Annotated in this window: 22 protein-coding genes, 3 tRNA genes and 1 pseudogene; 10 read left to right on the plus strand and 16 right to left on the minus strand. The window is 44.7% G+C overall.

What is annotated here, in order from left to right:
- Positions 1-114: 114 nt before the first annotated feature.
- The 5 genes from QFZ48_RS08030 to glyA form a co-directional block, all read right to left on the minus strand.
- Positions 115-774 carry a hypothetical protein gene (locus QFZ48_RS08030; RefSeq protein ID WP_429061881.1) on the minus strand — a complete coding sequence of 220 codons (660 nt, stop codon included), beginning with the start codon at positions 772-774 and terminating at the stop codon, positions 115-117.
- Position 775: 1 nt separating this feature from the next.
- On the minus strand, positions 776-1,147 hold the full coding sequence (locus tag QFZ48_RS08035) for a GntR family transcriptional regulator (RefSeq protein WP_429044223.1): 372 nt from the start codon (positions 1,145-1,147) through the stop codon (positions 776-778).
- Positions 1,148-1,159: 12 nt separating this feature from the next.
- Positions 1,160-1,975: a hypothetical protein gene (locus QFZ48_RS08040; protein WP_429044220.1), complete on the minus strand. Its 816-nt coding sequence runs from the start codon at positions 1,973-1,975 to the stop codon at positions 1,160-1,162.
- Between the two features lie 7 nt (positions 1,976-1,982).
- Positions 1,983-2,816 (minus strand): ATP-binding cassette domain-containing protein, encoded by an 834-nt coding sequence (locus tag QFZ48_RS08045; protein ID WP_429044218.1) that lies wholly within the window; start codon positions 2,814-2,816, stop codon positions 1,983-1,985.
- Positions 2,817-3,221: 405 nt separating this feature from the next.
- The gene (glyA, locus tag QFZ48_RS08050; RefSeq protein WP_429044216.1) at positions 3,222-4,499 is read right to left on the minus strand and encodes a serine hydroxymethyltransferase; all 1,278 of its coding nucleotides are present in this window, start codon (positions 4,497-4,499) and stop codon (positions 3,222-3,224) included.
- Positions 4,500-4,637: 138 nt separating this feature from the next.
- Between glyA and QFZ48_RS08055 the strand changes: the two genes are divergently transcribed.
- Together QFZ48_RS08055 and QFZ48_RS08060 are read left to right on the plus strand one after the other, a co-directional pair.
- The gene (locus QFZ48_RS08055) at positions 4,638-5,630 is read left to right on the plus strand and encodes a sugar phosphate nucleotidyltransferase (protein ID WP_429061883.1); all 993 of its coding nucleotides are present in this window, start codon (positions 4,638-4,640) and stop codon (positions 5,628-5,630) included.
- 33 nt (positions 5,631-5,663) lie between these two features.
- Positions 5,664-6,611: an NAD(P)H-dependent flavin oxidoreductase gene (locus QFZ48_RS08060; RefSeq protein WP_429061884.1), complete on the plus strand. Its 948-nt coding sequence runs from the start codon at positions 5,664-5,666 to the stop codon at positions 6,609-6,611.
- A 45-nt stretch (positions 6,612-6,656) separates the two neighbouring features.
- Here QFZ48_RS08060 and QFZ48_RS08065 read toward each other — a convergent pair whose 3' ends face one another.
- The 4 genes from QFZ48_RS08065 to QFZ48_RS08080 all read right to left on the minus strand — a co-directional run bounded on the left by QFZ48_RS08065 (position 6,657) and on the right by QFZ48_RS08080 (position 11,045).
- Positions 6,657-7,952: an ABC transporter permease gene (locus QFZ48_RS08065; protein WP_370911099.1), complete on the minus strand. Its 1,296-nt coding sequence runs from the start codon at positions 7,950-7,952 to the stop codon at positions 6,657-6,659.
- A gap of 14 nt (positions 7,953-7,966) precedes the next feature.
- Positions 7,967-8,911 carry an ABC transporter ATP-binding protein gene (locus QFZ48_RS08070; protein WP_429044206.1) on the minus strand — a complete coding sequence of 315 codons (945 nt, stop codon included), beginning with the start codon at positions 8,909-8,911 and terminating at the stop codon, positions 7,967-7,969.
- A gap of 46 nt (positions 8,912-8,957) precedes the next feature.
- Positions 8,958-10,517 (minus strand): NAD(P)/FAD-dependent oxidoreductase, encoded by a 1,560-nt coding sequence (locus QFZ48_RS08075; protein ID WP_429061886.1) that lies wholly within the window; start codon positions 10,515-10,517, stop codon positions 8,958-8,960.
- 141 nt (positions 10,518-10,658) lie between these two features.
- A complete protein-coding gene (locus QFZ48_RS08080; protein WP_079469647.1) occupies positions 10,659-11,045 on the minus strand; it encodes a DUF3127 domain-containing protein in 387 nt (128 codons plus the stop codon).
- A gap of 552 nt (positions 11,046-11,597) precedes the next feature.
- Here QFZ48_RS08080 and dnaA point away from each other — a divergent pair.
- Together dnaA and QFZ48_RS08090 are read left to right on the plus strand one after the other, a co-directional pair.
- Positions 11,598-13,031, plus strand: coding sequence for a chromosomal replication initiator protein DnaA (gene dnaA, locus QFZ48_RS08085; protein WP_079469646.1), 1,434 nt, complete (start codon positions 11,598-11,600; stop codon positions 13,029-13,031).
- Between the two features lie 193 nt (positions 13,032-13,224).
- Positions 13,225-13,313, plus strand: a tRNA-Ser gene (locus QFZ48_RS08090).
- An 89-nt stretch (positions 13,314-13,402) separates the two neighbouring features.
- On the opposite strand, the gene QFZ48_RS08095 is transcribed toward QFZ48_RS08090, so the two are convergent.
- Complete coding sequence (locus QFZ48_RS08095; protein ID WP_429044200.1) at positions 13,403-13,825, minus strand: winged helix-turn-helix transcriptional regulator; 423 nt, start codon at positions 13,823-13,825, stop codon at positions 13,403-13,405.
- A gap of 131 nt (positions 13,826-13,956) precedes the next feature.
- Between QFZ48_RS08095 and QFZ48_RS08100 the strand changes: the two genes are divergently transcribed.
- Positions 13,957-15,066, plus strand: a complete 1,110-nt coding sequence (locus QFZ48_RS08100; protein ID WP_429061888.1) for an alkene reductase — start codon at positions 13,957-13,959, stop codon at positions 15,064-15,066.
- A gap of 343 nt (positions 15,067-15,409) precedes the next feature.
- On the opposite strand, the gene QFZ48_RS08105 is transcribed toward QFZ48_RS08100, so the two are convergent.
- Positions 15,410-15,724, minus strand: a complete 315-nt coding sequence (locus QFZ48_RS08105) for a hypothetical protein (protein ID WP_429061889.1) — start codon at positions 15,722-15,724, stop codon at positions 15,410-15,412.
- Between the two features lie 312 nt (positions 15,725-16,036).
- Here QFZ48_RS08105 and QFZ48_RS08110 point away from each other — a divergent pair, with 312 nt between their 5' ends.
- Positions 16,037-17,131, plus strand: a complete 1,095-nt coding sequence (locus QFZ48_RS08110; RefSeq protein WP_429044192.1) for a serine hydrolase domain-containing protein — start codon at positions 16,037-16,039, stop codon at positions 17,129-17,131.
- A 22-nt stretch (positions 17,132-17,153) separates the two neighbouring features.
- On the opposite strand, the gene chrA is transcribed toward QFZ48_RS08110, so the two are convergent.
- The 4 genes and pseudogenes from chrA to QFZ48_RS08130 all read right to left on the minus strand — a co-directional run bounded on the left by chrA (position 17,154) and on the right by QFZ48_RS08130 (position 19,853).
- A complete protein-coding gene (chrA, locus tag QFZ48_RS08115; protein WP_429061891.1) occupies positions 17,154-18,482 on the minus strand; it encodes a chromate efflux transporter in 1,329 nt (442 codons plus the stop codon).
- A 221-nt stretch (positions 18,483-18,703) separates the two neighbouring features.
- Positions 18,704-19,159: a DUF6596 domain-containing protein gene (locus QFZ48_RS08120; protein WP_429065480.1), complete on the minus strand. Its 456-nt coding sequence runs from the start codon at positions 19,157-19,159 to the stop codon at positions 18,704-18,706.
- Positions 19,160-19,276: 117 nt separating this feature from the next.
- Positions 19,277-19,459, minus strand: a pseudogene (locus QFZ48_RS08125) (sigma factor); the annotation flags it as partial.
- A 160-nt stretch (positions 19,460-19,619) separates the two neighbouring features.
- Positions 19,620-19,853 (minus strand): YciI family protein, encoded by a 234-nt coding sequence (locus tag QFZ48_RS08130; protein ID WP_429044187.1) that lies wholly within the window; start codon positions 19,851-19,853, stop codon positions 19,620-19,622.
- A gap of 275 nt (positions 19,854-20,128) precedes the next feature.
- Between QFZ48_RS08130 and QFZ48_RS08135 the strand changes: the two genes are divergently transcribed.
- Both QFZ48_RS08135 and QFZ48_RS08140 read left to right on the plus strand, forming a co-directional pair.
- Positions 20,129-22,525 (plus strand): ABC transporter permease, encoded by a 2,397-nt coding sequence (locus QFZ48_RS08135; RefSeq protein ID WP_429061893.1) that lies wholly within the window; start codon positions 20,129-20,131, stop codon positions 22,523-22,525.
- A gap of 241 nt (positions 22,526-22,766) precedes the next feature.
- Positions 22,767-22,840 (plus strand) — tRNA-Pro (locus QFZ48_RS08140).
- A 67-nt stretch (positions 22,841-22,907) separates the two neighbouring features.
- Here QFZ48_RS08140 and QFZ48_RS08145 read toward each other — a convergent pair.
- Positions 22,908-23,417 (minus strand): GNAT family N-acetyltransferase, encoded by a 510-nt coding sequence (locus tag QFZ48_RS08145; protein WP_429061896.1) that lies wholly within the window; start codon positions 23,415-23,417, stop codon positions 22,908-22,910.
- 153 nt (positions 23,418-23,570) lie between these two features.
- Between QFZ48_RS08145 and QFZ48_RS08150 the strand changes: the two genes are divergently transcribed.
- Both QFZ48_RS08150 and QFZ48_RS08155 read left to right on the plus strand, forming a co-directional pair.
- Positions 23,571-24,449, plus strand: a complete 879-nt coding sequence (locus QFZ48_RS08150) for an MBL fold metallo-hydrolase (RefSeq protein WP_429061898.1) — start codon at positions 23,571-23,573, stop codon at positions 24,447-24,449.
- An 87-nt stretch (positions 24,450-24,536) separates the two neighbouring features.
- Positions 24,537-24,610, plus strand: a tRNA-Pro gene (locus QFZ48_RS08155).
- Positions 24,611-24,665 lie beyond the last annotated feature (55 nt).

Genomic DNA, 24,665 nt, shown 5'->3' on the forward strand with positions numbered 1-24,665 from the left:
CAGCAACGTCCCGATAGAAATCGGGACGTTCATTTTTAACACAAAAACTTGTTATGTAATTTAAAACCGGCTGAAAAACCGGTTTATGCATTGATAGAATTTATTGCTAAATCTTTAGTTAATCCGTTTTAAACTTTGTAAGGACCTGCCGGTTATATTCAGGTTGTCTAAACTATCCACGCTGAATTCTCCCGACTGATACGGTGCATAAAAATACAGTGAGCCATGTTTAGCCATCGTTACTTTCACCGAGTCCAAAATATTATCTTCATTTACTTCAAGCGTATTGTTTTCTCCTCCCGTAAAGGCAAAAGAATTGATTTTTGTATTGATCACAAAAGTCCGCAGACTTTTACCTGCATTGATTTCCAGCTTTGGCGATTTAACGTCCGAAATGGTTAGGCTGTAATCACTTTTGTTGTCGATATAGCCGATAACAGGAGCATACAAGGTGATGTCACGCGCCTTATTGATCGCTACGTAAAGTGTGTCGCCCGACATATCATAAGTAGCGTTCTTATAGAATTCGAGACTGTATTCCGGCGATTCACGCACATAGATAGTAACTCCACCATTTGCGGTGGTGTTCTTTAGCACCAGTGCTTTGAAGGCAGGCAGGGTCACTTTCGCATAATCCGGGTCTTGTTGTGGCTCATGATTCTTTATATTAGTGATGCCTTTATTGTAATTGGCTTTTAGTATAATGGCAGAAAACAGCATGAATAACACCATTACACCTGAAAAACCTAATAGTAATTTACTGCTGGTTTTCATGTTAGTTGAAATTTGATTTTTTGAATTTCTCAAAGTGAGGTTTCAGTTCATCGAGATCGAGATCGAGCAGGTACATACTGCGGAAGAAACTTGGCAATTCGTTCCGGATAAAAGCATCTTTTTTGAATTGCTTTATTTTCTTCACTGCATCTCCGCTGATAAAATAGCCGATCCCTCTTTTATTCTGAATAATTTCCTGTTGCTGCAGGAGCTCGCAGGTGCGCATCACTGTATTGGGATTTACTTCCAGCGAAACCGCCAGTTCCCTTACAGAAGGAATACGTTCTTCCGGCTGCCATTTGGTAAGCAATATCTGTTCGCAGATGTAATCCGCAATCTGTATGTATATTGCCTGTGTATCTTTGAATTCCATTTCGCTAAGTTTTTAAATTTCTTGATCCTTCAACCGGAAATAAGCAATGGTCCAGAGCACAGGTGCTATCACAAATTTTATCATAAACAGGTAAGTGTTTTGCAGCCATTCCGGGATCAGGTATACTTTGGTGTGCCATGAGGTAGGGCCGCCTTCCAGCTTGGAGACCAGCAGGAATGGCATCGATCTTTTCCAGAAGTCGTGCCCGAATCCGAAAATCAGGGTAACGATAACACAGTTAATAAGCCACAATGCAAATCCTAATACAAAAATCGATAACACTGTTTTGATAAAGCTGTACTTATGGAAGTAGGTGGCGCCGAGTAAAAATGCCGCGTGCAGAATAATATAGCCGTAATAGATATATACTTTTTCTTTGGGATCATCCAGGAACGCATAGTTGTTAACTATTCCCCTGCCAAATGCCGCCAGTTGTACGCTTTCAATAATTTTAAAGCTGAGGTAACAGCTGATATGATAAAACAACAGGTAGCCTATGCCGGTAACCAGGAACAATGTGATGAACTTTTCAAACTGCGAAGCAGGTAACATCAGGAAGTCTACGCCCTTTTCCTTGCTGCCCAGTTCATTAAAAGCCCTGCTGGTGAACAGCAATCCGCAAAAGAACATGCCGGCGTAATAAAAGCCTACAATGTCGCTCGTTTGGCGGAAAGGTTCGCGGGCCACCAGTATCGTTAAAAGCGCGATACCTGTCATCAGCCCGAATACGGCAAGCATGCCCATTCCGTAGAAGCGGTAATGATCGGTAAAGTGTTTTTGCAGGTATAACTGCATACGACGAACATTAAATACGTTGTTTGGTTGCATGTGTGGATCAGTTGAATATTTCCTGGATGGGTTTATGATTGGTGAGGATCGCGTTGAACAGCAGTTCCATATCTATTTTACTTTGTTCCTGGCCTGCGTTGCGGGTAATGATGGTATGTCCGCGCAGGTTGCTGTCGGCGAAGAGGACACCGGTTGTTTCCTCGATCCTGCTCACGGTTTTGAAGCTCAATTTGTCTGTCACTGTTTGTACATCTTCCCGGAAAATAATTTTGTGGTCATCAATGATCACGATGCTATCGATGAGATTATCCAGGTCGCGTACCTGGTGGGTGGAAATCACAATGCATTTTTCGTCGCTCACTGCGGCGGCAATCACTTTACGGAACTGGCTTTTGGAGGGGATATCCAGGCCATTGGTGGGTTCGTCCATGATCAGGGCTTTGGTGTTGGCGGCCAGGGCAAAACTGATCAGTACTTTTTTCTTTTGTCCGTACGACATTTCCGTCAGCTGCTGGTCTTTTGGAATTTCAAATTCCTTGAGATAGTTGTAAAACGCGGCCTCGTCGAAGTTGGGATAAAAAGGGGCGTAGGTGTTTACATATCTTTTCACACTTACTTTTGGGAGATAGAATTCTTCCGGCACCAGGAATATCTCCCGGAGGAAGGCGGGTTGTCTTTTGGCAGATGGATAGCCCATCACCTCACAGGTGCCGCTGTCGGGGAATAGTAAGCCGGCCATTTGTTTGAGGAGCGTGGATTTGCCCGCACCGTTTTTTCCAAGCAAACCATAAATATGTCCTGCTTCCAGCCGTAGCTGTAAGTTTTCAAACAGGGGTTTGTTTTTCCGGTAGCTGAATGTCAGGGATTGGATGTTAATCATATCTTGTGGTTTAGTGTACTACTTAACTAGTACACTATAAAGATAAGGGTATATTCCGGAAATCAAAATAAATGCAGCGATTTTTTTTGCGGGCCGCTTTCGCCTTCGGCGAAGCGGAAATTGTCTTGGCTCAGGATTATGTTGATTATACTGATTAGCTGGATTTTTACTTTTTTGGATTTTTGGATTTTATAAAGGATCAGGGGAGATAGAAGCGGATTTTGTGTTTCTCGCTGATTACGCTGATTTTTACTTTTGGATTTTTTTCTGATTTTTAGATGTAATAATAAAGGGAGATAAGAGCGAATATCCGCTTCTATCTCCCTTAATCCTTTATAAAATCCAAAAGTAAAAATCCAGCTAATCAGTATAATCAGCGTAATCCTGAGCCAAGACAAAATCCGCCTACAACTCGGGATACAGCGGGAACTGCTGCATAAACGTATTCACTTCGCCTCTTACCTTGAGGATCAGCCCTTCATTGTCTGCATCCAGCAGCAAGGCATCGATCCAGTCAACGATCTGCCCCATATGGCTTTCGTTCATACCACGGGTGGTGATAGCGGGAACGCCAATACGGATGCCGGAAGTAACAAAGGCAGATTTATCGTCGAAAGGCACCATGTTTTTATTGACGGTGATATCGGCCTTTACCAGTGTTTGTTCCGCTTTTTTACCAGAGATATTTTTATTACGGAGGTCAATCAGCATCAGGTGATTGTCGGTACCACCGGAAATGATTTCATATCCTTTGCCTACAAAGCTTTTAGCCATGGACTGCGCATTTTTCAGGATCTGATTGGCGTATACAGTGTACTCGTCAGACAGTATCTCGAAGAAAGAAACAGCTTTAGCGGCAATTACATGTTCCAGCGGACCGCCCTGGATACCAGGGAATACAGCGGTATCAATGAGAGAGCTCATCAGGCGGGTTTCGCCTTTTGGTGTTTTCAGACCGAACGGATTTTCGAAATCTGCGCCCATCATGATCATACCGCCGCGGGGACCACGGAGGGTTTTATGGGTAGTGGTAGTTACGAAATGGCAATGGGCAAACGGAGAGTTCAGTAAGCCTTTGGCAATCAAACCTGCCGGGTGCGCAATATCAGCCAGTACAAAAGCGCCTACCTGGTCAGCTATTTCGCGGATACGTTTGTAATCCCAGTCGCGGCTGTAAGCAGAAGCACCACAAACAATCAGTTTGGGCTTTTCGCGGTTGGCAATTTCTTCCATTTTATCATATTCTACCAGGCCTGTTTCTTTGTTAACACCGTAGAAATGAGGTTGGTAGAGCTTTCCGGAGTAGTTTACGGAAGAACCGTGGGTAAGATGGCCTCCCATGCTCAGATCCAGTCCGAGGATTTTATCGCCCGGTTGCAGAATAGCCAGCATAACAGCGGCATTGGCCTGTGCCCCTGAGTGAGGTTGTACGTTCACATAAGCAGCGCCAAATATTTCTTTAGCCCTGTCAATTGCCAGTTGTTCGCTCTGGTCCACAATTTCACAGCCCGCATAATATCTTCTGCCAGGATAACCTTCGGCGTATTTATTCGTCATCACATGTCCCATCGCCTGCATTACCTGTAAGCTGGTAAAGTTTTCAGATGCGATCAACTCAATGCCGTGGCGCTGACGCTCCAACTCCTGGCCGATTAAATCAAATATTTGCTGGTCTCTTTGCATGTTGCCTTAAATTTGGTGCAAAAATAAATTAAAGCCGGATCAATTGCAAGCGTAAAGGCTTCTGCTTTATGCTTTCCGCTTTTTATGTTAATTTCGCCGCATTCGAGCAGCAATAGCTAATCCTAACTACAACACTAAATGAAGGCAATAATACCAGTGGCAGGGGCAGGCACCAAGCTTCGTCCACATACATATACACAGCCTAAAGCATTAATACCTTTAGCCGGCAGAACCATTCTCAGTATCATTATTGATCAGTTGGTGGATGCGGGTATCACAGAATTTGTTTTTGTGGTAGGCTATCTTGGTGAAAAGATCCAGCATTACGTAGAAAAGAAGTATCCGCAGCTTACCTGTCACTTTGTGCAGCAAAACAGCCGCGAAGGTACCGGTCATGCTTTATCCCTTACCCGCGATGTGGTAGGTAGTGATGAAATACTGATTGTACTGGGCGATACCATCTGCGAATGCGATTTTAAAGAAGTGATCGCCTCCCCTTACTCTATGCTTGGCCTGAAAAAAGTAGACGACCCGCGTAACTTCGGTGTTGCCGAACTGGATGAACAGGGAAAGATTACCCGCGTAGTGGAAAAGCCGCAGATCCCTAAGTCGAACCTCGCACTGGTGGGACTTTACAAGATCAAGGAAACAGAGCAGCTGTACGACTGCCTCCAAAGCAATATTGATAACAGGATAAAGTCGCACGATGAGTTCCAGCTCACAGATGCACTGGAATGTATGATTGAGCACGGTGTGCAGTTCAATGGCTTCAAAGTATCCAACTGGTTCGATTGCGGCCGGAAAGATACGCTGCTGGAAACAAACGCTATCCTCCTGAAGAAATATAAACTGGCCAGCAATCCCGTATTACCATATGAAAATACGATCATCATCCCGCCGGTAAGCATAGGGGAAGGCTGTAACATTAAAAACGCCATTATCGGCCCTAATGTGGCCATTGGTGATAATACGGTGATCAACTACTCTATTGTAAAGGATTCTATTATCGGCTCTTTCAGTAACCTGTATGAAGTAGTATTGAAATCTTCCCTGATAGGCAGCGACGCCAATATCCGCGGATTGAGCCAGAGCCTGAACATAGGCGATAATACCGAAATAGACCTGGGATAATACCGGCAGCATCAAGCTATAGTATATTCGCTTATGAACAACCGTATCACTTCCTTATTCGATATTCAATATCCTGTTATCCAGGCTGGCATGATCTGGGCGAGCGGATGGCGTTTAGCCAGCGCCGTTAGTAATGCCGGCGGCCTGGGGCTCATCGGCGCCGGAAGCATGTATCCTGCCGTATTGCGGGAGCACATTCAAAAGTGTAAACAGGCAACTGATAAGCCTTTCGGAGTGAATGTGCCGTTATTATACCCGGATATTGACCAGCTGATAAATATTATCCTGGAAGAAGGGGTACAAATAGTGTTCACTTCTGCCGGGAATCCAAAAACATGGACACCGGTATTGAAAGCCGCAGGTATCAAGGTAGTGCATGTGGTATCCAGCGCAGCCTTTGCATTAAAAAGCGAGGCCGCCGGAGTAGATGCAGTAGTAGCAGAAGGATTTGAAGCCGGCGGGCATAACGGCCGCGAAGAAACTACCACCATGGTATTGATCCCGGCAGTATGCGAACAGGTAAAAATACCGGTTATTGCAGCCGGGGGCATAGGCTCCGGGAAAGCCATGGCAGCAGCATTTGCCTTAGGCGCATCCGGTGTGCAGGTAGGCAGCCGTTTTGTAGCAACCCCCGAAGCATCTTCCCATATAAATTTTAAACAGGCGGTGGTAAATGCCAAAGAAGGCGATACCATGTTAAGTTTAAAGAAGCTGGCGCCCGTTCGCCTCATCAAAAATAATTTTTACCAGGCGGTGCGGCAGGCAGAAGATAACGGCGCAGATATAGATGCCCTGAAAACCTTGCTGGGACGCGCCCGCGCCAAATCAGGCATGTTTGAAGGTAACCTCGAAGAAGGGGAACTGGAAATAGGCCAGGTAAGTGCTTTGATACATGATATAAAGCCCGCAGCAGCTGTATTGGCGGGAATATGGACGGAGTTCAGGGATACCATCCGCCATTTAAATAGCTTCGATATTTGATTGGTTACCGGAACCACCGCCCCGGTAACCATCTCAAAAAATTTTTTATGGTTTTCTTACTACCCACTTCATCGCTTCTTTCAGTGTAATTTTCTTTCCATACATCAGGATCCCTGTGCGGTATATTCTGCCGGCTAACCAGGTAGTGCCCAAAAAGCCACCAATAAGACAAACAAACGACAATATCAGCTGCCAGTAAGGTACTGTGCCGGGAACCCCATAGGGCAGCCGCGCCATCATTACCATCGGCGATGTGAATGGAATAATACTGCCCCATACCGCGAGCGGACTACCAGGGTCCTGTACTGCCTTCATCATAATCATGATACCAATGATGATGGGCACTGTTACGGGAATGGTGAGCTGCTGTACATCGGAGGCATCTTCGTTGACCAAACTGCCAATGGCGGCATACAAGGCAGAGTAAAAGAGATAACCTCCCAGGAAGTACAACACAAAGCAAGGTACCAGTAAGCTCCAGTTGATACTGCCTATCACTTCCCGCATTCTGTGCACCATTTCAGCCGTTTGCGCCGGGTTGCCCTGGGCGGCAGCTGCCTGCATGCTTTCAGGAGAAAAGAACAGCGGTATCAGGGAGTATATGGCTGTAATGAAGATACCCCATATAAAAAACTGCAGCAGGCCCACGGCGGCTATGCCTACAATTTTTCCCATCATCAGCTGAAAAGGCTTCACGCTGGAGATCATTACTTCTGCAATGCGGCTCACTTTTTCTTCCATCACACCCCGCATAACGGAGGTACCAAACAGTAACAGCACAAAGTAGATAATGAACCCGCTGGCGTAGCCTACTCCATAAGACACCCAGGAGCTGCCTTTCTTTTCGTCCTTACCATTTTTAAAGGTTACTTCCACATCCGACCTGATTTCATCCATTTTAGAGGGTTCAATCCCCTGCAGCTGCATGCGCTTCTTTTCAATGATGCTGTTGATATCCTTGTTGATACTGTTTTCTATGGTGATGCTTGCCTGGCCGCTGCTGTAAAATTCAAAGCCGGAGGGCCTGTTGATATCAAACTCGGGGATATACAGCACTCCTTCATAGCCGAGATCACTGTAATGCAGTTTGAGGCTATCGATGGGCTGGTTTTGCACGTATTTGAAATATACGCCTTTGGAATCGGGGAACTTGTTTTCAAACAACCCGCTTTTGTCTACCACCGCAATGAGCTTATGTTCGCTGGAAGAAGTAGATAAAAGGATGGGCACAATGATCATGGCGGCAAAGGCCAGTGGTACCAGTATAGTGGTGATGAGGAATGATTTTTTACGCACGCGGGTAAAGAATTCCCTTTTTATAATGAGCCAGATTTTCTCCATAAGTAGCAGGTTAATCAGGCCAGCGGCAAAGCAGCTACGGGGGCGTTGCTGTTTTCGGTTTGCTGTACCTGGGTGATAAATACCTCGTTGATAGAAGGAAGGATTTCTTCAAAATATGTAACAGGAATGTCCTGGCGGATGAAATGCAGCAGGATATCGTTGGTACTGCTGTCTTCATTCATTTTTACGGTAAACGCCTTATCATGTGTTTGCACAATGTTAAAGTGATAAGTAGCCATTTGTGCAGGATTAGGCATTGTGCCCAGGCCTACTTTAAAAAGGCCCTGTTTAAAGTCCTGCTGGATCTGCTTTACACTGCCATCCAGTATTTTATGACCTTTGTTGATCAGCATGATATGGTCGCAGATTTCTTCTACCTGTTCCATGCGGTGGGTAGAAAAAATGATGGTGGTACCTTGCTGACTGAGGTTGAAAATTTCCTGTTTAATGAGATTGGAGTTGATAGGGTCCAGGCCGGAGAAGGGTTCATCGAGGATCAGCAGCCTGGGCTGATGTAGAACAGTGGAGATGAACTGCACTTTCTGCTGCATGCCTTTACTGAGTTCATCGACCCGTTTGTTGTACCAGGAGTTGATATCGAATTTATCAAACCAGTATTGGATCTTCTGTACCGCTTCTTTCCGGGAGAGTCCTTTGAGCTGGGCGAGATAGAGTGTTTGTTCGCCTACCTTCATTTTTTTATAGAGACCTCTTTCTTCCGGCATATACCCGATGTACTGCACATCGTTTTCCGGGTTGAATTTTTGCCCGTTGAAAATGATCTGGCCTTCATCGGGGTAGAAGATACCGGTAATCATGCGGAGCAGGGTTGTTTTACCGGCGCCATTAGGACCCAGTAATCCAAAGATGCTGCCCTGCTGTATATCAAAGCTAACATCATCCACCGCTTTGTGGGTGTCATAATGTTTTTTCAGGTGTTTGACTTCGAGTAGGTTCATGGTGAAAAATTAGTGATTAATCCCCAATAAATAAGTCGGAATATCGTTACGACAACTTTGCGGCAATGATGGCGGCCACGCGTTCGCCATCCATTGCAGCGGATACGATCCCTCCGGCATATCCGGCGCCTTCGGCGCAGGGATAAAGACCTGCCACCTGCGGGTGTTCCAGCGTATCATTGTTGCGGGGAATGCGTACCGGTGAAGATGTGCGTGACTCTGTGGCCACCAGTACAGCATTTTCGGTGTAGTATCCTTTCATTTTGCGGCCAAAGGCTTTAAAGGCGCCGGCGAGGCGCTGGTGTACTACTTTGGGTAATACGCTGCGCAGGTCCACGCTGTTGAGGCCAGGTACATACGAGCATTCAGGCAACGAGGCAGAAACTTTTTTATTGACAAAGTCGGTCATACGTTGTGCGGGCGCTACGAAATTGCCGCCACCGGCATGATACGCCTGTTTTTCAACCGCCTGTTGAAAGTACATCGCTGCGAGCGGGCCGTGATGTGCGAATGGTGCAAAGTCGGATTCATCAACGGTAACCACCATGCCTGAATTAGCGAAGGGGTTGTTTCGTTTGGAAGGCGACCAGCCATTCACTACCAGTTCGCCGGGATCGGTAGCTGCGGGGGCGATTATGCCACCCGGGCACATACAGAAAGAGAATACGCCGCGGCCTTCCACCTGTTCTACCAGGCTGTAACTGGCTGGCGGGAGATATTCGCCACGCACCTGGCAATGATACTGTGCATTGTCGATGAGTTCCTGCGGGTGCTCCACGCGCACACCGAGGGCAAAGGGTTTGGCTTCCAGCAAAATGTTTTGCTGGTGGAGCATGATAAATATATCGCGGGCGGAGTGGCCTGTGGCGAGAATGAGTTGTTTGCCTTCAAATATTTGCCCGGTGGCGGTTTGCACGCCTGTAACTGCGCCGTTGCTGATTTGTATGGCGCTTACTTTTTGTTCGAAGTGTACTTCTCCGCCGCTGTTGATGATTTGTTCGCGCATAGCGGTGATGATATGCGGGAGTTTGTTGGTGCCGATGTGCGGGTGTGCATCGATCATAATCTTATCTTCTGCACCGAAGTGTACGAATATGTTGAGGATGCGGTTAATATCGCCGCGTTTATTGGAGCGGGTGTATAGTTTACCATCGGAGTAGGTACCGGCGCCGCCTTCGCCGAAGCAGTAGTTGGAGTCGGGGTTTACGATACCTGTTTTATTGAGGGCGGCGAGATCACGGCGTCGTGCGCGTACATCTTTACCGCGTTCCAGTATAACTGGTTTTACGCCTGCTTCTATGAGCCGCAATGCGGCGAAGAGGCCCGCGGGTCCGGCGCCTGCAATCAGCACCCGTGGTGCATTGGCTGGCAGGGATGCATATACCGGATGGGTGTGTTGCCTTTCTTCAAAAGGTTCGTTAATGAATACCTGTATGGTAAGGACAAAGAACACCTGCTTGGAACGTGCGTCTATAGAGCGTTTCAGCAGATTGAATCCTGTAATGTCGGCAGGCTTTACACTTAGTGCGGCAGCAGCGTGCTGTATGATATTTGTATGAGAGGCGGCATCGGCCGGCAGTAATTTGAGAGATATTTGTTGTATCATATTAGCGGTTAGGTGTTTATCCTAAAACTGCGGCAAAGATAGCAAATGCGGGGTAATGTATAAAATGAGTAAAGCGAAGACATAAGGGGATGTAATCCGCTTATATCTTCGCTTCAATAGCTTTTGTGTGATGCTTTCAGCTTAGAAAGGCAGGTCGTCGCCGCCATCTCCGCCGCCTGCAGGCATCTGTGGAGTATTGTAGTTAGGCTGTGGATCTGTGCCCGGAGCAGGTGCTGCCATTACAGATTCCATACGCCATGCGTCCAGGTTGGTGATGTAGTTCACTTTACCATCTTTTTCCCATCTGGTGCCTTTGATATTGAAATAAACTTTAACGTTTTCACCTTCATTGAACCGGTCTACAATACCAGTGCGGTCTTGCACCGACTGAAACTTTATATAGTTGTTGATAACACGGCCATTGATGTCGTCGGACTTCTCAATAACGAACTCTCTTGTCTTAAAAGTTTCGCTACGTTGTACCGTGTTGTACTTCACAATCAGCTTTCCGGTAATTTCAAAACTCATAGAAAAATTATTTTAAATTCAGAAGGGTCAAAGATAAGGTATTCGGCTTAGTGCGGACAAATATTTTTTATTAATCCGGTGCGCGCGGATATAAATAAATACTTTCACAATTACTATCCCCTAATACATTTTTTTAAATGGAGATACTAACATAGTTTTGCACCCTCTCCCGAAAAAGTGTGAATATCTCATGACTTATCAGTGAACGTTTTTTTTTGAGAGAAAGGATACAATATTATTTTATCAATTATATATCCATATTTATGATAAAAAGGAGAATGGAAAAGATAAAGGTGCTGTTAATCAATGGGGTTTATAGTAATGAAAACCTTGTCACGTCTGGGCTGTAAAGCCACAGCAGTAGTGGAAAAAGGGGTTTTGGTACTCTGTAATCAGGAGAATATAAACAAGGGTAGATAAATTTTTTTTTTCAACATTTTCTACAGATATTCGTCGTCCTGTCTGAAAATTTTTCAACTTCCTGCGTTGGGGAATTTCGAATTCGAGAACTAAGCATCCTTAATTAAGAAACAACTAATTTTTTTTATCTCAATGAATAAAACTTGCGAACAAGTTTGGGAAAAGTGTCTTAATATAATTAGGGATATAGTAGAATGGCAGCCGTTTAAGACATGGTTTGAACCTATTAAACCCATTAAACTTGAAAACAATGTTTTAACCATCCAGGTCCCCAGCCAATTCTTTTATGAATACCTTGAGGAGCATTATGTGGGATTGTTAGGAAAAACCATCAAGAGAGAATTAGGTAAAGAAGCCCGGTTGGAGTATCGCATTGTAGTAGAGAACGGTACGCCACATCAGCATCCCAGAACAGTAAACATGCCCACGCAGTTTACCAAACCTCAGAAAGACAATGAAGTAGATTTTCCTTTAACGATTCACAACCCGGTTAAGAATCCCTTTGTTATTCCGGGCATTAAAAGGGTACAGATTGACTCGCAGCTCAATCCCAATTATACGTTTGATGCGTATGTAGAAGGAGACAGTAACCGTGTGGCAAGACGTGCAGGTAAAACAGTGGCCGAAAAGCCCGGTGGCACCTCTTTTAATCCGCTGGTAATATATGGTGGGGTAGGTTTGGGAAAAACGCATCTTGCACAGGCAGTAGGCAATGATGTAAAACGTATACATCCGAACAAAGCGGTGTTATATGTAAGTGCAGAGAAATTCATTAACCAGTTTATAGATCACTCCAAGAATAATATCATCAACGACTTTATCCACTTTTACCAGTTGATAGATGTGTTGATCGTAGATGATATCCAGTTCTTTGCCCGCGCAGAGAAAACACAGGACGCCTTCTTCGCTATCTTTAACCACCTGCACCAATCCGGCAAGCAGCTGATCCTAACGTCTGATAAGGCGCCTAAAGATCTGGATGGCGTACAGGAAAGATTACTGAGCCGTTTCCGCTGGGGACTGAGCGCTGATATCCAGATCCCCGATTTTGAAACCCGGATGGAAATCCTGGAAATGAAGATGCGGAACGATGGACTGGAAATGCCGAAAGAAGTAGTGAAGTATGTAGCCTATAACATCCAGACAAACGTACGTGAACTGGAAGGCGCACTGATTTCCCTGCTGGCACAATCATCGCTGAACCGTAAGGAAATTGACCTGGAACTGGCGAAGCGCGTATTGAAATCTTTTGTAAAAACATCTTCCAAAGAAATTACAATCGAGAGTATCCAGAAAATGGTCTGCGAATATTTTGATGTGCCTTATGATAAGCTGTTGCAAAAAACACGTAAACGTGAAATTGTGCAGGCCAGGCAAATCACCATGTATCTCGCTAAATCATTTACTAAAAATTCCCTGAAAACAATCGGTGAACATTTTGGTGGACGCGATCATACCACCGTTATCCACAGCTGTCAAACTGTAAAGGACCTGATGGATACTGACAATAACTTCCGTGACAGCGTAATTGAATTGCAACAGAAAGTACAACTGGCGGCCATGTAAAGCCTGCCTTAGCCCTGAGAACCTATTTTAAAAAGCCGTGCACAACTGCACGGCTTTTTCATGTTCACCCGCATGGGGACTGCCTTTCAGCGGATTTTTATATACTTAGGGCAAGTTTTTTTGTAAAAAACCGAATTTGCTTTTGGAGAATATAAAACTTTTCCTATTTTTGCAACCCCTTCAGGGAAATAATGGAGAGATGCCTGAGTGGCCGAAAGGAACGGTTTGCTAAACCGTCATACGGGTTAAACTGTATCGAGGGTTCGAATCCCTCTCTCTCCGCAAGGAAAAAGCCTTCAAATCGAAAGATTTGGAGGCTTTTTTGATTTGAGGGATTGAGATTGGATGGGCAGCAATCCCACTACCAAACCTTATCCGATCTTACGCGCTACCATCATATGTCTATAAATCTGGCATGTCGATTTTGATGTTTCGCTAATCTTAGGTGCTTGCTTAATAACATTCTCCAAAAAGCTGCGATTAGCATCACCCCATTGGTTCATGGCATCAATAATAGGCATCAGTGAACAGCCGATCTCCGTAAGCGAATACTCCACTTTAGGCGGTAGTTGCGGGTAGGTTTTCTTCTCTATCATTCCATGTCCTTCCAATTCTTTGAGTTGTACATTCAGCACCCTGCGGGTGGCGCCAGGAAATAAGCGTAGTATCTCGCTGGGACGCTTTACATCCATCGAAATAGCACGGAGGATGGCTGGCTTCCATTTGCCATTCAGCACTTCTTTAGTCAGGTGCAGTCCGCAATCTATTGTGAGGGGAGTCTTTCTTTCATACATATGCTGTTCACTTTATTCAAAAATAGGCATTGTATTTTAATTCCTTAATGGGATAAATTTATCCCTATGGTATTAGTTTTTCCCATATTGTAACGCTGGGGCATATGCCCGAAGTTTGCCTTAAAAAAACAATGGGAAATACAGCACAACCTCTGTTAGAGGAATATCAGATAGGTGATTTGAAATTGAAAAACCGGGTGGTAATGGCGTCACTTACGCGTGGACGTGCCACCAATAAAGGCCTGGTTCCTACACCATTGATGGCCAGGTATTATGCACAACGCGCTTCAGCAGGCTTAATTCTGAGTGAAGGTACCTGGGTGAATCCGAAGTCTATTGGTTTTATTAATGTGCCAGGCATTTATACGCAGGAGCAGATTGAAGGATGGAAACTGGTGACCCAGGCAGTACACAACAAAGGAGGACTAATCTTCTCTCAATTAGGGCATATTGGTGCTGCATCTCATCCGGATTTTTTTGATGGTGAATTGCCGGCAGGCCCTTCCGCCATTAATCCGCAAAATCATTCTTATACACCCCAGGGCTTTAAAGATACACAAACGCCCCGCGAGTTCACCGTTGCTGAAATTAAACAAACTATACAGGATTACAGGCAGGCGGCTAAGAATGCGAAAGAAGCAGGATTTGATGGCATTGAAGTACATGCACAGGCTGGCATGTTAATTCCTCAATTTTTAAGCCTGGCCACTAATCATCGTACCGATGAGTATGGTGGCAGTATTGAAAATCGCGCACGTATTATATTTGAAATACTGGATGCCATCTTAGAAGTATGGGAAAGCACAAGGGTAGCGATCAAGTTTACACCGGTCGCATATAGTCATGTAGGCATCGTGACGCCGGATGAAGAAACTATCCCCATGTTCCAGTACATCCTTAAAAAACTGAATGACTACAATCTCGCTTTCCTGCACATTGTTGGGCCTGCAGAAACTTTAACAGGTACCCCGGTAGAAGTATTGCAGGATAATTATTTCAGCCATTTCCGCTATCACTACAGCGGCAGGTTGATGGCTAATCTGGGCTTTACGCAGGAAAGCGGGAATGCCATCCTGAAAGAAGGCATAGCCGACCTGGTATCTTTTGGTGCACCATTCATTGCCAACCCCGATTTGGCAATCCGCTTTAAATATAATTTGCCATTGTCAGAAATCAACCGCGATACGTTGTATAGTGGGGGTGAAAATGGATATACCGATTATCCTGAAGCGATGTTTTAATATTCCGGACATTGAAGTAAATACTTCTTATATCAATGCAAGAAGTATTTACTTCAATGTCGTTACGTGAAGACAACTAGTCTTTGTAAAAAGACTATCATTTCATGAAAGAAGCGAAAGATTTAGAGGCTTTTTAATTCCAAACATAGTACCCTGACAAAATAACTTAATCTGTTTAGGCTTATAGTTAAACCCTGGGCTTGTAATACAAATGGTACCTCGTCGGGAACATGAATACTTTTCCTTTTTTACGATACGCTCTTATAGAAGAAAGAAGCCATTTTGAATAGAAGGAAAAGTCTGCATCACTGTAGTCGGAAACAAGCTCAAATATTTCACCGTGTCAGTCTACGACTACGTAGGAATAATACTCGCCAATTTTTCCTGCGCTCCACAAGAGACTGTCTGTAGTTCGATACATTGGGTAGCCAAAGGCTTCTGCCATGAATTTTTTATAGTTATCATCGTTCCAGTTGTAATCGCTGTCATATGCTCTGAAAAAGAAATGCATTTGAAAAACATCTTTCCCATTAGAGTACCTATCGTCTTCTCCGGTAGTATTGTCACCTTTTATTAATTTAAACCCCTTAGGAAAGGATGCTTGTCCTAGAGTAGTGATTGCGTAGAGCAAGAGGAGAAAACTAAATAAATATTTCATAAGTCGGATTGTGTTAGTTACTTGATAAATAAGTTCAATTAGTAATATTATCGACTATTCATTAAATAGCAAATAATCTCTCGTAAATTTTCATTAAATAGGTTCGAACTTTGCCCCTCATAGCCCGTTAAATAAATCGAAAGATTTAGCACATAGTTAAAAGCCTTTAGATAATGTCTGCTGCATAGTTTTGATCCTTTTCATCCCAAATATTTCCACTTACGTAACATTTTCATAGATCATTGGACTCATTCGTGTATTTTTAAAATCAATGCCAGGCGCATTGATTCAGGACACATTTAACAAATCTCAATGACTAGAGTAAAGTTGATCCATACCCTATTGTTACTATCGCTGATAATTTGCACTTCGCTCAATATTGCTTCAGCACAAAGCCTTGAAAGCAGGATGGATAGTTTGATTCTAACCCTGTTCAATGATAAAGATGGCCCCGGTGCTGTATTTATGGTTGCTCAAAATGGGAAGCCTATTTATCAGAAAGCGTTCGGCAAGGCTAACCTGGAATCAGACGTGAATTTGACGCCGGAGAACGTGTTCCAGTTGGGTTCCATGACCAAACAATTTACGGCTGTAGCGATTCTCATGTTAGAAGAACAAGGCAAATTAAGTGTAAAGGACCCTGTCTCCAAATACATAGCCGATTATCCTTCAGGAAGTAAAATAACGATACATCATTTATTGACCCATACTTCAGGCATTAAGGACTTCACCAGCATGAAATCTCTTTCGACGATTGCGCAGAAAGATATGAGTCCTGAAATGATGGTCAATTTTTTCAAAAACGAACCAGCTGATTTTGCACCGGGAGAAAGGTTTGCGTATAATAATTCGGGGTATGTGCTGCTGGGATATATCATAGAATTGGTTTCCGGAGAGACATATAAAGATTTCATCGGGAAACATATTTTCGATAAAGTTGGGATGAGTCAATCTTACTACTGCAGCGACAGACAAATCATCAAAAAAAGAGCATACGGGTATCACAAAAAGGAATATGGATACGTGAATAAAACGATGATCAGTTTCAGTGTTCCTTTTTCATCTGGTTCGCTCATGTCCACCACCGGCGATATGCTGAAATGGCAGAATGCTTTGAATCAGCACCTGTTACTCAATGCAGCAGCAACCCAAAAGGCTTTTACGAAGTATAAATTGAACAATGGAGAAGAGTTTGCCTATGGGTATGGCTGGCACATCAGGGAAATAAAAGGGATGCCGGCCAGGGAACATGGCGGCAGTATATTCGGGTTCAAAACAATGGGCGTTTATATTCCCGGTGAAGATATTTACGTAATTGGAATGAGTAACTGTGATTGTAATTCACCGACGAAAATAACAGAAGATCTGACGGCATTGGCGCTGGATGAGTTAAGAAAGCAGAAGTGACGAATGAAAATTTGTTATACCCTTAAGGGTATAACAAATAATGAAAAACCCCATACAATACACTCAACCCAATCAGGTATAAAATATTCATTTTAAACCTCAGCATCAGCACCAATGATACGATCATCCATACCAGCGCCAGGATATCCGGCTTGCTGAATAAAATGCCACCCGGAAAAATCACATCTTTCCCGAGATATAAAGTAAGATTTAGTATCACACCCACTACAGCGGCGGTAATTAATCCAAGAATACCTTCGATGATGTCAATACCGTGCGTTTTCTCAATCAGGGGAGCCCCGGCGAAAATCATCAGGAAACAGGGCAAAAAGGTAAAGTACGTAGTGGCGAGCAGTCCGGCTGCACCCATCCATAAAGAGCCGCCAAAATGGTTATAACCGGCCATAAAACCCACGAATGATAATACAATGATGAGCGGACCGGGTGTTGTTTCCGCCAGTGCAAAACCATCGATCATCTGTAGCTTACTGAGCCAGTGTAGTTTTGTAACACTGTATTGCGCCACATAAGGCAGCACCGTATACGAGCCGCCTACAGTCACAAACGCGGTTTGTGTGAAGAACAACCCCATATTTTTCCAGAAAGTAAAGTCGCTGAAAAACAACAGAAACAGTCCAAACGGAAGCAGCCAGGCGATAAAGGCAATACCCAGTAATTTCAGGAGCCGCCGTGCCTGGAAGCCCTCTCCGGGCGATACGGTGTTTTTATTCAGCACATACGTATGTTCTTCATCTCCGGTTGTTGCTGTATTTTTTTCCTGGTGTTGTAATGCGGCTGGCCATATCATGCGCGTGACGACACCAATAACAACTACGCCGCCAATGATGGCTAGTAAGGAAATATTGAAGAAGAAAATACATACAAATGCCAGCGCCGCCACGCCGTAATGCAGTGGTCCGTGTAACGCTTTCTGCCCGATCCTGAACATGGCGATAAGGATGAGGGCAATCACAGCAGGCTTTAATCCGGCGAACATGGCGGTTACCCACGGGATATTGCCAAAGAGCACGTAAATAATGCTTAGCCCAAGTAAAATGAACATCGATGGCAATACAAACAAGATACCGGCGGCAAGCCCCCCTTTTCTGCCATGCAGCAACCACCCGATATAAATGGATAATTGCTGTGCTTCCGGTCCGGGCAGGATCATACAATGATTCAGGGCATGCAGAAACTTACTGTTGCTGATCCACTTTTTCCGGTCCACTAAATAATCATGCATAATGGCAATGTGGCCGGCGGTACCGCCAAAACTTATCCATCCTAATTTAAACCAGAATTTAAGCGCTTCTCTAAACGCCGGCTTCTGTGTAATAATTTGTTCTTCCATATGATTATTCTTCCTGCCACTGCTACTTTAAAAGCAAATAATCCCCTCCTGTATCCGGAGATACCGTTTTTACATGCAATAAAAGCAGTTGAAAACAACCGGGCAATAACCACCGGCTGAGTGGCAAAAAAAGTAGCTGTTTTACGATTAAAAAAGACTGTCTGATGGCTTCCGGTAAGCAGCAACGAAGATACGAAAATGCTCCCGGTAATGCAAGGATTTTAGCCGGTAAAAGACTGATTTATTTGACATAGCAGGATAACCGTAAGTCCAAAAATAAAGAGACTATTTACCCGTGGAATTGCTCCTGATTTTATGCATGTATTGCGAAATAATATTTTTATCGGCAGCCGTTTTTGCCAGTTGCAAAGCGCTGGCAAAATATTGCAGCGCCTTTCCATCATCGATGCCGGTAGACTGCGGTCTTGTCCTTCATATAAAATATACGCGCCGGAATCACTGGTCCTGGCTTCAAACCGAGAGGCGTGGAAACACATCAGCGACATCAATGCCTTTACGGCTGGCGTATTGGTAGGCGTATTTTCCAACAGAAAATAATTCAGCCGTATGGCTTCCAGGCACAACTCTTTGCGCAGCACAAAGCCGCACAGGATACGGAGAGAAAGCCCTATCCGGGCTTCCGTAGGGATAGCCGGGTGACAGATGGCAAACATCATTTTCAACTGGCTGTCCTGAATGTTGGCGGCGGAGAGATCAATATCAATTTCCTCCGGTGGTGGCCGGTGCAGTTTCAGATCGGCAGCTATCTTTTCGCTGAAAATTTTATTTCTTCTGAGGTAATCTTTTGTTTTGTTTTTAGCAACGGTGTACAGCCAGGCGGAAGGATTCTCCGGAACGCCTTTTGAACTCCATGTTTTAGCTGCCAGCAGAAAAGCATCATTAACGACGTCTTCTGCCGTTTCCATGTGCGGGAGGCCGAATAGTTTACAGAGTACAGCAATAATTTTGCTGTACTCTGTTTTGAATAGTTAAGGAAGAAGATCATTATACACCGGACCTGATGATTGTGTTAATTCATTTTTATAATGTCCCTTACTTCCACATGGCCGCCTGCAAGGAGAATAGGACAACCATCAACCAGCTGCATCGCTTCTTCCAGTGAAGTGGCCTTTACAATCAGGTACCGCCTACTATTTCCTTTACTTCTGCATAAGGGCCGTCGGTAATCACGTTATCGGCCCGGAGCGTTTTTGCCTCCTGCCCCAGTTGATCGGTGCTTAAAAACTTCCCCTGTGCAGCAATACCGCCTATCCAGTCCTGCCGCTGCCGGAGGATGGCCTGCATTTGCCCGGGGCTTATCACCCGGTTGGGGTCCGGTGCATGTCGGAAGATCATCATGAATTCTTTCATTTTTTCTGAATTTTAACGTTAAATGATGTTGTTTACGACCTTATGACGAATGACATCCGGACTATTGGACAAATTATTTTTTGCGGAAATTAAGAGGCAGATTTTTGCAGCGGATTAAACCTGCAATCTGCAGGCAGGACAGGTTTAAAAATGAACATATTATGCTTTAAAACCGGACACATTATAAATACTTTAAAGTATAATTATCTAGCATAAAGATATTTCATATCTGGCACCTTGTTGGCTTTTCACAAAACAATCAATCTTGCACCCGTATGTTCAAAAGTTATCTGAAAACAGCCTTCAGAAACCTTTTCAGGAATAAGTTATTTTCCGGCCTCAATATTTTCGGATTAGCTACAGGCATGGCCTGCAGCATTCTTATTTTCCTGTGGGTGCAGGATGAACTGAGCTACGACCGCTTTAACGCTAACGCAGGGCATATTTACCGCCTCACGGCCCGTGTAGGGGATATAGCAGCAGCAGTGGTGCCCGTGCCTGCTGCAATGGCCATCAGGGAAGCTGTTCCGGGCATAAAGAACACCACCCGGCTGGCCGCCCTGCAAAGCATGGTAACAGTAAATAATCAAAAGTATGAGGAGAAAAACATCTACTACGCCGACAGTAATTTTCTCTGCATCTTCGATTATCCCCTTTTGCTGGGAGACGCGTCCAGCCTACTGTCCAGGCCCGATGGCGTGGTACTCACCGCCAGCAGTGCAAAGAAGTACTTTGGCAGCCCGGAAAATGCCATGGGCAAAACCCTGCACATTGACAATGATTACAATGGCAATAACCTGCTGGTAACGGGTGTACTGAAAGACATTCCCCGTAATTCGCACCTGCAGTTTGATATGTTGCTTCCCATTCAGCTCTATGAAAGAACCATCAACCTGGAACAGGGATGGGGTAATTTTGATGTATATACTTACCTGCTGATGGATGATCATTTCAGTGGCACACCAGCAGCCCTGGCATCGTTACAGCAGCAGATCCAGGCGCTTTACCGCCGCCTGGATATAACGAAAACAAATGGATTCCTGTACGTTCAGCCGCTAAAGGATGTGCATCTGCGTTCCCGCCTGATGCTCGATGTAGCCGGCCAGGGTAACTATCAACAAGTAAAGATCTTTTCCCTGATCGCGGTTTTTATTTTACTGATTGCCGGCATCAATTTTATGAACCTGTCCACTGCTTTGTCCGGGCAACGGGCCAAAGAAGTAGGGATGCGTAAAACAGTGGGCGCTTTGCGGTCGCAACTTGTAATGCAGTTTTTAAGTGAGGCGTTATTATTATCTTTTATCTCCCTGATTATCGGGCTGGTGATAGCATGGGCATTGATACCATTGTTCAACCAGCTGGCAGCGAAATCCATCTCCATTAACCTGCTGAATATAAAATTCATAGCGGGTCTTTTAGGAATAGCAACAGGTGTAGGTTTGCTTTCCGGAAGTTACCCCGCGCTGTTCCTTTCTTCTTTTAACCCGGTGAAAGTGCTGAAAGGTGTAAAGATGCTGCATGGCAGGAAAACGTTTTTCAGGAACAGCCTGATCATCGTGCAATTCTCCATTGCAGTGATCCTGATAGTGAGCACTATTGTAGTGTATAAACAACTGCACTTTATCCGGACCATGGATATCGGTTACAACAAGGAAAACCTCCTGTATATACCGATTCCCCGCCTGGGCGACCTGCAGCGGAACCAGGTGGCGCTGAAAGCTGTAATGAGCCAGTATCCGGAGATAGATGATTATACTTTTATCAGTCACCTGCCTACAGATCTGCCCACCGGTACCCGTTCGGTTGAATGGGAAGGAAAGGACCCACAGGCAAACCTGGTATTTCCACAAATGTGGGTGGATGATCATTTTGTGCATACTTTCAGGATGCAGTTAAAGGCCGGCAGGTTTTTTTCCAAAGATTTTAAAGGAGATGAAAATAACTATGTGCTCAATGAAACGGCCATAAAAGCAATGAAGCTAAACGTGGAAACTGCGCTGGGAACGAGAATAACCATGGATAGCCGTACAGGCATTGTCATAGGAATAGTAAAAGATTTTAACTTCAAGCCAGTGCAACAGCCCATACAACCACTGATTATCAGGAACGGCAGTTCCGGCAATTTTAACGGGAACACAGGGTATATTGTACAGCGGACTACGGCTGCCAATATGCAGCAAAGCCTGGCGACGATGAAAAAAGTATTTCAGCAGGTATATATCGATTTCCCATTTTCTTTCGGTTTTGTAAATGAAGACCTGTCGCGCTTATACCTCGCCGAGCAGCGCATGGGAAAGCTTTTCAATATTTTCTCTGTGTTATCTGTAATGGTGTCTTGCCTGGGACTTTTCGGCCTCGCTACTTTTGCCACACAAAAACGTATTAAGGAAATCGGGGTCAGGAAAGTGCTGGGCGCCAGCGTAGCGGGTATTGTAGGGATGTTGTCGAAAGATTTTTTAAAGCTGGTGGTATTTGCTTTGCTGATCGCCTTCCCCGTGGCGTGGTGGGTAATGAATAAATGGCTGCAGAATTTTGCCTATCATATCAGCATCCGCTGGTGGTTTTTCGCGTTGGCTGGTGTTATTGCCATTGTCATCTCCTTTATAACCGTCAGCTACCAATCGATCAAAGCGGCCAGGTCCAATCCGGTAAAAAGCTTGCGTACCGAATAAATTTTTCCGGAAAGGGATGGGCTTTGAGCGATCTTATTTCACAGGTTTGTTACTTTCTTGAGAAAATTGTCACCTCGTGTAATCCAGCGTAGCAGGGCATTCTATTATATTTTGCGTCTTTTTGTTAAAAAAATTTGTTTTTATGTTAAACATTTTCCTACATTTGCACTCCGCAATTGAAGCAAAGGTATTGCCGCAAGGGCAGCTGTTAATGCAGAAGATGCGGACTAAGAAGGGATTTCGGGGCGTAGCGTAGCCCGGTATCGCGCCTGCTTTGGGAGCAGGAGGTCGCAGGTTCGAATCCTGCCGCCCCGACTTAGCATTTAAAAGGCTTTCCGTAAACGGAAAGCCTTTTTTAATTATGTATAACCTCATAACTGCCTCACAGCACTATTTCAAACAAGCTGGAAGTACCCCCCTTATAATGCGCAGGTAACTCATCACTCGCCAACGGCGCCACAACACCAAGGTAGTTAAAGCCACAGCTTACATAATAATTGTTCAGCTTATCATTACCGCTGCCGGTATCCATCCTGATATAGTTTTTCCCGATACTTACTGCATAGTCCCTGGCCCACTGTACAATATGCTTTACATAACCATTGCCCCTGAAGTCCGGATGAGTGGCGATACGGTGAATGTAAATGGCCGGATCTTGATCTTTCTCTTTCCATATAAAGGGATCCTGGAATGTAAGAGAAAAGATGCAGGCAATCCGGTCGTCCTCCATTATCTTCCATAACCTCTTTTCACGGATATCTGTTTCCACCAGCGCCTGGTCAAATCCCTCCCAGTGCTTCTGTGCAATTTTCTTTTGAAGTTGTGTGCCGGCTTCATAAAGACTAAAGATTACATCGATATCTTCCGGCGTGCTGTTAATTATCTGCATCATAGAACAAATATTGAGACCGTAAAATTCAGCTATAAAAGGCAAATAAAACAGATTCAGTTTTCTTTATTTTAACCATATCAGATTTGTCGTTATACCTACTGGTGGAGAGTCTGTAAAATATGTCTATCTTTATAACATAACTAAGAACCACTGATGAAGCTAACGATATCAGGCTACTCTACCGCCTTATTTTCCACCTGGTACTTCCTGGAAGAACTGGGTATTTTAATGGATGCGGGAGATGGATTAACGGCTGCACTTTTGCAAAAAAGCAGGAAGATCAACTATGTATTTATTTCTCATGCGGACAGGGATCATTTAACGGGCCTGCTGCAGCTAAACCAGCTGAATGCACGGGATGGACTGCCGGTAATCTGTTATCCAAGGGACAGCAGTTCTTTTCCGGCGATGGAAGCATTCTCCAAAAATTTTGATCCTCATATTGCCGGTACACAATGGAGGGCGGTAGCACCGGGCGATGAAATATGGGTAAAAGACGATGTAGTGGTTATTCCTGTGCGTAACGAACATGTAACTACCGATGCGCACATCATCCGGAGCCTGAGCTATAAGGTAATGCAGGTGAAACAAAAAGTGAAGCCGGAGCTGGCAGCGCTTCCCCCCGAAACGATCCGGCAAATCATTATGGAGCGAGGAAAAGAAAGCACCACAATGGAAGTAAGAACCAACCTGGTCGGCTATTCGGGCGATACGCCTGTGCAGGATATGGAACGCTGGGATGGCACCGATATCCTGATCCATGAAGCTACGTTTCTAGCCAGTGAAGGGGATGTGAAAATAGTAGCACATAAGAATAAGCACAGCAAACTGGGAGAAGTGATGGATATGGTAAGCCATATCCGCGTAAAACAGCTGATCCTCGGACATTTCTCCTCCAGGTACAGCGCGGAACTCATTGACCGGAGCATTAAAGAACTGTGCAATAAATACGGCATCAGTATTCCCGTATTCCGTTTGTTACCCGGCCTAACGGTGAGGGATATACTTTCCGGTGCGCCTGTCAATAAATGAATATCATTACTGAAGTTTTTTTCAGCAGGATTTGTTTTTGTGGATATTTATTTCCTACATTTGCATCCCGCTACACAGCGTCGGAGACGGGGCGTAGCGTAGCCCGGTATCGCGCCTGCTTTGGGAGCAGGAGGTCGCAGGTTCGAATCCTGCCGCCCCGACTTAGAAAGATTAAAGCCTTACAGTTTGCACTGTAAGGCTTTTTTATGCTGCAAA

Origin of the sequence: Chitinophaga sp. W2I13 (genome assembly GCF_050434005.1) — a bacterium.
GTDB lineage: Bacteria > Bacteroidota > Bacteroidia > Chitinophagales > Chitinophagaceae > Chitinophaga.